The 10,557-nt window shown below is 60.9% G+C and carries 8 protein-coding genes; 6 read left to right on the plus strand and 2 right to left on the minus strand.

All coding sequences use genetic code 11. The features are described from left to right. Positions 1-80: 80 nt before the first annotated feature. Complete coding sequence (thiS, locus tag FYK55_RS07650; RefSeq protein ID WP_150075774.1) at positions 81-284, minus strand: sulfur carrier protein ThiS; 204 nt, start codon at positions 282-284, stop codon at positions 81-83. A 47-nt stretch (positions 285-331) separates the two neighbouring features. After that, positions 332-1,336, minus strand: coding sequence for a sugar phosphate isomerase/epimerase family protein (locus tag FYK55_RS07655; protein WP_150075775.1), 1,005 nt, complete (start codon positions 1,334-1,336; stop codon positions 332-334). Between the two features lie 407 nt (positions 1,337-1,743). Here FYK55_RS07655 and FYK55_RS07660 point away from each other — a divergent pair, with 407 nt between their 5' ends. The 6 genes from FYK55_RS07660 to FYK55_RS07680 all read left to right on the plus strand — a co-directional run bounded on the left by FYK55_RS07660 (position 1,744) and on the right by FYK55_RS07680 (position 10,451). Continuing rightward, the gene (locus FYK55_RS07660; protein WP_150075776.1) at positions 1,744-2,952 is read left to right on the plus strand and encodes a type IV pilus twitching motility protein PilT; all 1,209 of its coding nucleotides are present in this window, start codon (positions 1,744-1,746) and stop codon (positions 2,950-2,952) included. A 317-nt stretch (positions 2,953-3,269) separates the two neighbouring features. Beyond that, positions 3,270-4,622 (plus strand): ATPase, T2SS/T4P/T4SS family, encoded by a 1,353-nt coding sequence (locus tag FYK55_RS07665; protein ID WP_150075777.1) that lies wholly within the window; start codon positions 3,270-3,272, stop codon positions 4,620-4,622. 91 nt (positions 4,623-4,713) lie between these two features. After that, a complete protein-coding gene (locus FYK55_RS07670; protein WP_161604367.1) occupies positions 4,714-7,785 on the plus strand; it encodes a CRTAC1 family protein in 3,072 nt (1,023 codons plus the stop codon). Positions 7,786-8,053: 268 nt separating this feature from the next. After that, positions 8,054-8,224, plus strand: coding sequence for a hypothetical protein (locus tag FYK55_RS29435; RefSeq protein WP_201743649.1), 171 nt, complete (start codon positions 8,054-8,056; stop codon positions 8,222-8,224). Positions 8,225-8,272: 48 nt separating this feature from the next. Then, a complete protein-coding gene (locus tag FYK55_RS07675; protein ID WP_150075779.1) occupies positions 8,273-9,439 on the plus strand; it encodes a DUF1559 domain-containing protein in 1,167 nt (388 codons plus the stop codon). A 211-nt stretch (positions 9,440-9,650) separates the two neighbouring features. Continuing rightward, positions 9,651-10,451 (plus strand): MYXO-CTERM sorting domain-containing protein, encoded by an 801-nt coding sequence (locus tag FYK55_RS07680; protein ID WP_150075780.1) that lies wholly within the window; start codon positions 9,651-9,653, stop codon positions 10,449-10,451. Positions 10,452-10,557: the final 106 nt, after the last annotated feature.

Consider the following 10,557-nt stretch of genomic DNA (forward strand, 5'->3'; position numbering starts at 1 on the left):
TCGGACGCAGCCGAAGGGGCCATCGCCGATCACCGGCTGACCGGTATGGACCGCAAGCCCCGCTTGCCGACGACGGACGCTCAACCGCCCCCGACCAGCGTCACGACTTCCACTTCATCACCGGCGTGGACCGTCACGGCGGAATAGTCTTCGCGGGGCACCACATCCGAATTCAGCTCCACGGCCAAATAATTCGGCGGCACCTCCACGGTGTCAAGCAACCGCTCGACGGACATTTCGCCTTCGATCTCGACGGCCTTGCCGTTGACGGTGATGGTAATCATCGATTCTGCAGTGCCTTTCAGTCCAGTGCCTCTCAGTCCAGTGCCACTCAGTCGTTGGCGTCATCGAACGCGGCGTCGAAGGCACGGGTGCTGGGGGAGAAATCCAGCTTCTTGGTGAACGCACACGCTTCGGCGGCACCGAATTCCCGATCCATCCCGCTGTCTTCCCATTCGATCGACAGCGGCCCGTTGTAACCGAGATCGTTCAGGGCGCGAATGATTTCTTCAAAATTCACACCCCCGCGACCCGGACTGCGGAAATCCCAGCCTCGACGCGGGTCCCCGAAATTCAGGTGGCTGCAATTGATCCCACTCATTCCGTCCAAAGTGACCAAGGCGTCTTTGATGTGGACGTGATAAATGCGGTCATGGAATCGTCGCAGAAATTTGACCGGATCGACGCCCTGCCAGATCAGGTGACTGGGATCAAAGTTGAAACCGAACTCGGGGCGATGGTCCAAGGCTTCCAGCGCCCGTTCGGCGGTGTAGATGTCGAAGGCGATTTCGGTCGGGTGCACTTCCAGGGCGAATCGAACGCCGCACTCTCCAAACACATCCAGGATCGGGTTGAACCGCTCGGCCAACAGGTCGAACCCGGCATCGATCATGCTGGGCGGCACGGGGGGGAAAGAGTACAGCAGGTGCCAAATGCTGCTGCCGGTGAAGCCGTTGACGACTTCGACGCCGAATTTCTGGGCCGCTTTGGCCGTGTTCTTCAGCTCCTCGGCGGCCCGCTGGTTGACGCCGTCCGGGTCGCCATCGCCCCAGACGTAGTCAGGCAGAATCGCCTGGTGACGCTCGTCGATGTGATCCAGCACGGCCTGACCGGCCAGGTGAGCGCTGATGGCATGGCACTGCAGCCCGGCCTGATCGAGGGCTTCCCGCTTGTTGTCGCAGTAGTCGTCCTCGGCCAACGCCTTGTCGACCTCAAAGTGGTCCCCCCAGCATGCCAGTTCGATGCCGTCGTATCCAAAACCCTTCGTTTTTTGCACCATTTCGGTAAACGGCAGGTCGGCCCACTGGCCGGTGAACAAGGTGACGGGGCGCGCCATGGAGAGCTCCAGGAAAAAAGAGTTCGGGGGGAAGGGGAATCAGTCGGGGATCCCGGCGGCACCTATTTTGCGCAGCGGCCGGTCAACGCTGCAACAACCCCCAATCGACCGGAAATCCAAAGAGCGGCGTGATCATCGCGATTCAGCGCGTGCGCCGGCGATCGCGTGGACACCGCGTGGCGACACCGCCGGCACCGCCGCTCATTCGGCCCCGGCATCGATCCGTGTCCGGCCGCCGGTGAGGACCGCGGGGGACAATTCAATGCAAATGCCGGAAAAACTCTGTTCGGCACGGGCGTTTGCGACGACCGAGTCCATTGAGAGATGCCGCCTTTGACATAGAATGAACGGACGCCACGCGGTATTCTGCAGTCGCTTCCTCTTCCCCTTTTTGCTCTGGCTTTCCCATGGCCCACAACAACGGCAAATCGGCTCCGGCCGCCCCTCGCGTCCCCGCTTCCACCACCGCGGACGCGGTCAAGACGCGGCTGCGTGAAAGTTTGCTGAAACAGAAGGAGGAGCTGGAGGTCGACAAGATCTTTCGCGCCCTGGTCAAACTGGAGGGCAGCGACTTGCACTTGAAGGTCGGTCAGCCGCCGATGGTCCGGATCGGTGGAGAACTGAAACCGCTCAATCGCGGCCCCATCGACTCCGAAGAAATGGTCGACCTGCTGCTGCCGATGATGGACGAGCGGAACCTGCTGATCTTCGAAGAGGAGGGCGGTGCCGACTTCGCCTACCTGTGCGAGGTCGACGGGGTGCGTTGGCGATTCCGAGTCAACATGCTCAAGTCGCTCGGCAACATCGGTCTGGTTGCCCGGCGGATCAACAACTTCATCCCTGATTTCCGAGGGTTGTTCCTGCCGGATTCGATCGAGCAGTTGTGCCACTTCGACCAGGGCATGATCCTGCTGGCGGGGGTGACCGGTAGTGGGAAGAGTACGACGATCGGATCGATGCTGAACTACGTCAACACGATCTACCGCAAGCACATTCTGACCCTGGAGGATCCGATCGAGTTCATCTTCACGGAGGACAAGTGTCTGATCAACCAGCGTGAAGTCGGCCAGGACGTCAAGAATTTCGGCATCGGCATGAAGCACGCCGTGCGGGAAGACCCGGACATCATCCTGGTGGGCGAGCTCCGGGACGAAGAGACCTTCATGACCGCGATCCACGCGGCGGAAACCGGTCACTTGGTGTTCGGGACAATTCACGCGGCCAGTGCCTCGACGACCATCGGCCGGATTTTGGACCTGTTCCCCGAAGAGATGCACAATGCGATTCGCAGTGCCATCGCCTTCAACATGAAGGGCATCATCGCCCAAAAGCTGCTCAAGAGCATCAAGCCGGGCGTCAGCCGTGTCCCCACCTGCGAAGTGATGACATTCACGCCCATGGTGCGAAAGCTGGTCCTGGAAGGTCACGACAACAAGCTTCCGGACGCCATCCGGATTGGAGCCGAGGACGGGATGCAGGACTTCACGATGAGCCTGAAACAATTGATCGATGACGAATTGATCGACCGTCCCACCGCCTTCGCCGTGGCTCCGAACAAGGACGCCCTGAAGATGGCACTCAAGGGAATCGACGTCAAAGCACCCGGAATCCTATGACGAAGGCCGCGCCGCTTGCCCCGCTCGGCAACGCCTGGTGCCGCGCCGAGACCTTGCTCCGGCGATCGCTTCCCGCGTCCCTTGCGGCAAGGGCTTGGGCCGCGGACCGCTGCCTTGGCCCGGGGAATCTGGGCCCGGGAGAACTGGAACTGTGCCGGCGAACGGGCTCCGCCGCCCGGCGTGCCCTGCCTGCCGCTCGGCCCCGATCGGATTGCCAGCAGGATTGCCACCAGGATTGACAGAACGCCCGGATTTGCACCACGCTTCGATTTCTCCGATTCATCCACCAGTCCACCTCACCGCTTTCGCCCCACGCAATGGCCGAACAAACTCCTCCTCAGCTCTGGCAAACCGCCACCCCGGTTGATTTCGCCCCCAAGGTTGCCGACCGAACGCAAGCTCAGGCGTTGTTGATCAGCACCCGGCAAGGAGCCGGGTACGAAGTGGCCGGTGGCCAATTGGCTCACGCCCTGCAATCGCGAGCCACCCACGTGCTGATGGATTTCACCGCGTCCGGCTGCGCGATGCGTTATCAGGTCGACGGCCAGTGGGAACAGCTCCCGCCGCTGGACCGCGAAACGGGCGACGCGATGTTGGTGGCGCTGAAACAACTGTGCCTGCTGAATCCCGCCGACCGCCGGAGTTCGCAAGCCGGCTCGGTGATGATCAAGCAGGGCAAAGAGAAGGTCGAGGTTCACCTGCAGTCGCAAGGCGTCCCGACCGGTGAGCGGGTGCTGCTGCGATTGGAATCGGAGAAGATCCCGTTCGACACCCTCGGCGACCTGGGCATGCGCGACAAGATGGTGCAAACGTACAAGCACCACCTGAACAACGAAGGCGATTTGGTGTTGCTGACCGCACCCAAGGGCGAAGGGCTGACAACCACCTGGAACATCTCCATCAATGCGGCCGACCGATTGGTAAAGGACTTTCAATCGTTTGAGAACGAGGCCCAGCCGGAACCGGAAATCATCAACATCAATCCAAACTTTTTCGGCGGCAGCACTGGGTTGACTCAATCCGAAGCGGTCCGCAAATCGATCCTTCGCGAACCCGATGTGTTCCTGTTCCCCGAACTGCCCGAGCCCGAGCCGTTCAAGATGACGCTGGACCAGGTCGACAAGCTGGACAAAAAAGTGATCACGCGACTGGTTGCCGGGGGCGCCGTCGAAGGCATCGCGCGACTGATCGCCAAGTATCCCGATCTGCGGAGCTCGATTGCCGAAAAAGTTTCCTGTGTCATCGGCCAACGGCTGGTCCGTCGGCTGTGTGACAACTGCAAAATCGGATTCGAGCCGCCGCCCCAACTGCTCAAACAACTGGGGATCCCCGCGGGTCGCGTGCCGATGTTGTATCAGCCGTTCATTCCCCCGCCGCCCGAGCAACAGGTGGATGAGAACGGACGGCCGGCTCCGATCACGCCCTGCCACAGCTGCCAGGGCCGCGGCTACCTGGGTCGCATCGCCATCTTCGAACTGCTTACCCCGGGCGACAAGTTGCGTGACGCGCTGACCAAGACGCAAGACCTGGGCAAGCTGCAGGCGATTGCCAAGTCCGAAGGCTTCCACAGCGTTCAGACGGAAGCCGTGTTGACGGTCGCGCGCGGGCTGACCAGCCTGGATGAACTCAAACGGGCCTTCGCGAAACGTCAACCCCAGCCACAACGCTGAACCGGCGTCAACGCTAACGGCATCCCGGCCATCCGCCAGGTGCTTCCGCGGCCGGTGGCTCGAGGTCCGATCCGGTCAGGGTTCAATGAGCGTGATTCCATCAACTGCCTACCGATCACCCGAGCGATCCGCGGACCAGGATTGGCGACGCTTTCTGTTGGCGTCCGTTCTCGGGCTCCTCTGCCTGAGCGGCTGCGGAGATTCAAACGACGATCCCGCCGCCGCACCGAACGCGAGTCCTCAAGCGTTGCCCGACAATCGGTCTCCCGACGAAGTGGCGCCGGTGGACCTGACAACGGTCGAGGCCTTGGCTCGATCGGGCAATTTCGTTCAAGCCGACCAGGCGGTCCGGTCGCTGATGATCCGACAACCGGATGACCCGGCCGTGTGGGAATTGGCCGGTGACATCGCGGTGGCCAAGCAGGACACCAACGCCGCCATCGACCGCTACCAGACGGCGGCGGATCAATCGCGGTCACCGGCGCTGAAACTACTGGACAAGCTCGGCCGCCAGTGGATGAATGCGGGCCGTCCGTTCGAATCGGTCCGGCTGCTGGAACGGATCGTCACAACCTATCCGGATGACTTGGCCACGCGGCGCGACCTGGCCGGTTTGCTTTCCGCTCTGGCACTCCAGCGGCGGGCCGCCGAGCAGCTTCGCTACCTGGTCCAACATGGCCAGGCCGGCGTTGATGAACTGGTGGTCTTGACCGATCTGTCGCGGCCCCAAACGGATCCGGAGATCTGCAATTACGCCCTCAAACATGCGCCGCAGGATCCCCGGCCGTTGTACTCTCTGGCCCGCAAAGCGGCGTACGAAGACAAGTGGACGGACGCCCTGGACGGCTTGCGAAAGGTGTGGGAGTTCGATCCGAAGTTCGTGGAAGCGTCCGCGTTCTATGGCCGTGCCTTGGTTCAATTGCACGGCCCGAACCAAGAGCACGACGAAGCATTGCAAACGTGGTTGCAATCACTGCCGCCCACGATCGAACAACATCCGCAGTACTGGGTCGCGGCCGGACTGTGGGCGGAAAAACAGACGCAGCCGTCCATGGCCGCCAGCGCCTTCGCCCGAGCCGTGGCATTGGATGAAAACGACGGGGAAGCCCTCAATCACCTGGCCATCAATCTGGCGCAGATCGGCTTCGGAGAAGCCTCGCAGTCGGTCGCCAAGCGGGCCGCCCTGGTGGCCCAGTTGCGAGCCGCCGTGGACTCCTTTTTCTTCTGGCGCAACCGGTCACAGCGGGCCGCCGTCGAAGTCGCCAAGGCGATGAGCGCGCTGGGACGGCCGTGGGAAGCCGCTTCCTGGGCGCGGTTGGCCGTCGCGATGCCCGAGGATCCCGACCTGTCGGCACGAGACGTGTTCGACCAGATTCGGTCACGGATGGACGGTCGCACGCCCTGGCAGGAACCCGCCGAACTGGTCAGCGACAAAGTCCCGTTGAGCGACTTGCCCGACCTGGTGTGGAACACGGATGGTGAAGCAGCCACGTCGGAAGCTGTGGGACAAGAGTCGCAGATTCGATTCATGGACCAGGCAGCCGAACGCGGCCTGCGTCACGTGTGCGCGATCGCGCCGCCGGCCGACGGCGAAGCGGGGCTGTGGATATATCAATCCGGTGCGGGTGGTGCCGGCGTGATTGACATGGACCTGGATGGTTGGCCGGACTTCTATCTCTCCGCATGCGACGGCACTCCCCAACAGACGAACTCTTCCACCAACCGACTGTTCCGCAACCTTGACGGCCGATTCCGGGATTGCACCGACGATTCGGGGACCAGCGACCTCGGATTCACGCAGGGGATCGCCGTCGGCGACATCAACAGTGACGGGTTTCCGGATTTGTACGTGGCGAACTTCGGACGCAACCAGCTGCTGCAAAACAACGGCGACGGAACCTTCACCGACGTCACCAATCCCCAGGACCCAGACGCGGGCCGCTGGACCACGTCGGTGGCCATCGCGGACATCGACGGTGACGCCCTGGCGGACCTGTTCGACGCCAACTATGTCGGTGGCGACGACGTGTTGACGCGTCAATGCTTCGGCGACGAACTCGACGTCCACCGATCTTGCGGACCGCTGGTATTCCCCGCGGAACCAGATCAAGTCCATCAGGGACAACCCGATGGCGGGTTTGTCGATCGAACGGATCGCTGGTTGGGCGCCGACGGCAGTTCCGCGGGACGTGGACTGGGATTGGTGGTTGGCGACCTGGCACCCCAACCGGGCATGGAAGTCTACGTGGCCAATGACATGTCAGCCAATCACTTTTGGGCACCGACGGCGGAGCGGCGCTCGGCATCGGAAGGGCGAGACTTTCAGCTGGTCGAACAGGGTGCCGCCCGGGGTCTGGCATTCAATGAACGGTCGCTCGCCCAGGCCTCGATGGGAATCGCCGCCAACGACGCCGACGGCGATGGCGACCTGGATTTTCTGGTCACGCATTTCACCGACGAGTACAACACGCTGTACGTTCAAATCGCTCCGGGACTGTGGGCCGACCGGACCACGGGGTTCGCATTGGCTCGCCCCACCGAACCGATGCTGGCCTACGGGACCCAGTGGCTGGATGCCGACGGCGACGGAAATCTGGAGTTGTTGGTGGCCAACGGAAACGTCGATGACTTTTCTCACAACGGTCACGCCTACCGGATGCCGATGCAAATGTTTGCACGTCGCGGCGACGGACGATTCGTCCCATTGAAAGCGGACGGCCTGGGGGACTACTTTGTTTCCCAACGGCTCGGCCGGGCGCTGGTGACGGTGGATGCGGATTGCGACGGTCGGACCGATGCCCTGGTCACGCATTTGTTTGATCCCGTGTCGCTGCTGATCAACCAAACACCTCCGGCACCGGATCACGTTCGAACCACTTTCCAAGTGGTGGGAACGCGCTCACATCGCGATGCGATCGGCACCACCGTCGAACTGACCCGCGGCGGCCAGACGGTTACCCGCCAACTGACCGCGGGAGACGGGTACCAATGTTCTCAACAGCGTCGATTGATCTTCGACCTGTTGGCGACCGATGGGCCTGCATCGGTGACGGTGACTTGGCCTGACGGCAGCCGCGAGCGGTTGGCAGGCGTGAAGGCCGGTGGCGACTACCTGGTGATTCAGGGGGAATCAGAACCGCACCGGTGGGTGTTGCGGCGGTAACGCTAATTTTCACCGTTTTTTCACTTTCTTTCGTTTTCGGCGGTTGAACGAATATTAGGCGCGTCATAATTTCTAGTTAGCGATCGGTTTCGACAGCCAGCCGTCGCTGTGGCGCATTCATTTACTTTTCTTTTCCAGCTGTCGGCTGCTTGCTTTGCCTTTTTTTGGCACAGCCGCATCGGAGGCTTGGGCGGTGTTCTGCCCGAGTTCCTGAGTCGCGCCTCGTTCTTTCTTAAGTTGTTCTTTGTATTGACCCCGGAGTTGTCTGATGCGCAATTTGCTGCTTTCGTTCTCATTGATTGTTTGTTTCGCAGCCATCGTCGGTTGTGGGCCTAGCGACGACGTGACGGTTTCTCCGGTGGACGACAGTGTTGTTCACACGGAGGAAGAGATGAAGGAGTTGGAAGCACAAAACGCTGCGGACATGCAAAGCCGATAAGCCGTGCAAAGAACCCTTTCTTCTTCTCTTTTTCGGAGCACATTCGTCATGATTTCCAAGCGACGGACCAGACGCGACGGCTTCACGCTCGTCGAACTTCTGGTCGTGATTGCCATCATCGGCATTCTGGTCGGTTTGTTGCTTCCGGCCGTCCAGGCGGCTCGCGAGGCGGCTCGCCGCATGAGTTGCAGCAACAATTTCAAACAGATCGGGTTGGCGATTCACAATTACCACTCGACGTACAAACAGATGCCGATGCAAAGTGGTGGCACGTATGAAAACGTGGGCAACCGCCACCTGCTCAGCTACATGGTTGGTCTGACCCCGTTCGTTGAACAACAGGGCCTGTGGGAGCAGATCAGCAATCCCCGCGCGGTCAACCACAACGGCACGCCGCGTACCCCGCCGTTCCCTTCCATGGGACCGGTACCGTGGGATCGCAACTACACGCCTTGGTTGACCCAGCTGGGCACCTATCGCTGTCCCAGCGATCCGGAAACGCCGCCCGCCAATTACGAAGCGTTCACCAACTACGCTGCCTGCATTGGTGACGGCATCGCCAGCAACAACCACTCCTGCGTGAACCAGGATGGCACCGAAATGGGCTGGTGCACGCCGCGTAAGGGCTCGTTCAACCGCGGTTTCTTTCAGACGCGGGTGACCACCAAGTTCCGCGACATCCTGGACGGATTGAGCAACACCATCGCCTGTGGCGAAATCTGCGTCGACAACAACTTCAAAGAAGTCAAAGCCACCGTGGTCAACCGCGGTAGCGATGCGTCTTTCTTCATCACCCCGGTGGACTGCAAAGACACGATCGACCCGGAACGCCCCCAGTTCCACCTTCCCGGCACCAACACCAATAACTACAGCGTGTCGCAAGGGAAAGGGATGCGATGGTGTGACGGTCGACCGATGCTGAGCAGCATCACGACCATCATGCCGCCCAACGGCGTCAGTTGTGCCTGGTCCGGCGACGGTTCCGATGGGATGTTCACTGTCGGCAGTCGGCACCCCGGTGGAGCACACGTGCTGATGGGCGATGGTGCCGTCCGGTTCATCACGGAGTCCATCGAAGCGGGCGACAATACCGCCAATTCGCCGAACTGGCCGGTTGGCAGTAGCACCACACCTCCGGGAGCGAAAAGCCCCTATGGCTTGTGGGGTGCATTGGGAACCCGGGCCTGCAAGGAAACCCAGGGCCTGACCGATTAGGGCGGGTCTGAGAACTCAGGCAATGTCCCGATCGGCAAGTTCTTGCAGAACTTTCATGCGAAGCCAGTCGTCACTCATGACGGCTGGCTTTTTTTGTGCAAATCTGCGACGGCAGAAAACAAACACGGGGGGTAAGGTTTGCGGCGCCCCCACTGATTAGTTAGCGTCCGTACACTGTTCCATTTTAGAGTACTGTCGCTTGAGGATCACCATGAGTTTGATGCGTGTGCTTCACTTATTTGCCTTCGCTGCCTGTGTGGGCCTGCCGGCCAACGCAGGGAATATCGTCTACGACGCCGATGTGACACCCGATGTCATCTTCGGAGCCGGCAACGCCAACGGAGCTTGGACAATCAATCAGATGGGAGGCGTTGAGTTGGGTCTTCGCGCCAAGCTTCGATTCGACGCGACCAACCAACCTCAAAACATCTTTAACAGTAACGGCGCCGGAACCTACACCTTCCTCAGTGGCCAACCGACCGGTGGCGGATTCGGATTTGCCTCCGGTTCGCCCAGCACGGCGGTCTGGAACTTTGAATGGTCCATCAATTCGGACGTCGCGGGGACCAGCGGGGTGAATCTGGACGACTTGATCTATGAGTTGGCGATCGACTTCGACCCCACTTCGGGAACCGACTTCCTGAAGTTTGACCCGATCAACCAGCCCGACCAGGACCACGCCATCGGCAACAACTCGACGGCGAACGGTGGCGGCGAGAGCAATCCGATCAATTACGCGAGCCTGATCGCCAACAACAACGTTGCGCAGAACTCCTGGAACATGGAGTTCTTTGACAGTGCGGCGTTTCCCTTCAACGCCAACCAAAACGGTCAGTACACGATTCGGCTGACCGCTTTCGACGTCCAAAATCAGACCCAGATCCAGACCGAGATTCAGGTCAACGCCGTTCCGGAGCCGACTTCGATGGGCACTTTCGCAGCTCTGGCATTGGTTGGCGTCGGCGGCTTGGGACGTCGTCGTCGTCCCCGCATCGATTCACGCGTGAGCTGATACATTCTCCCGATCCGCGCTGGCGTTTTTTCCCGTTCCGGCGGGAAATCGCTGCAACCTGGGAGAAGGGCGACTCGGATTTGCCCGGCACAGCGACGTCGAGCTA

This window comes from Roseiconus nitratireducens (assembly GCF_008629675.1).
In the GTDB taxonomy this organism is placed as follows: domain Bacteria; phylum Planctomycetota; class Planctomycetia; order Pirellulales; family Pirellulaceae; genus Stieleria; species Stieleria nitratireducens.

Bases quoted from the DNA above. Each gene is read 5' to 3' on its own strand.
- thiS (WP_150075774.1), bottom strand. From the start codon at position 284: ATGATTACCATCACCGTCAACGGCAAGGCCGTCGAGATCGAAGGCGAA.
- FYK55_RS07655 (WP_150075775.1), bottom strand. From the start codon at position 1,336: ATGGCGCGCCCCGTCACCTTGTTCACCGGCCAGTGGGCCGACCTGCCG.
- FYK55_RS07660 (WP_150075776.1), top strand. From the start codon at position 1,744: ATGGCCCACAACAACGGCAAATCGGCTCCGGCCGCCCCTCGCGTCCCC.
- FYK55_RS07665 (WP_150075777.1), top strand. From the start codon at position 3,270: ATGGCCGAACAAACTCCTCCTCAGCTCTGGCAAACCGCCACCCCGGTT.
- FYK55_RS29435 (WP_201743649.1), top strand. From the start codon at position 8,054: ATGCGCAATTTGCTGCTTTCGTTCTCATTGATTGTTTGTTTCGCAGCC.
- FYK55_RS07675 (WP_150075779.1), top strand. From the start codon at position 8,273: ATGATTTCCAAGCGACGGACCAGACGCGACGGCTTCACGCTCGTCGAA.
- FYK55_RS07680 (WP_150075780.1), top strand. From the start codon at position 9,651: ATGAGTTTGATGCGTGTGCTTCACTTATTTGCCTTCGCTGCCTGTGTG.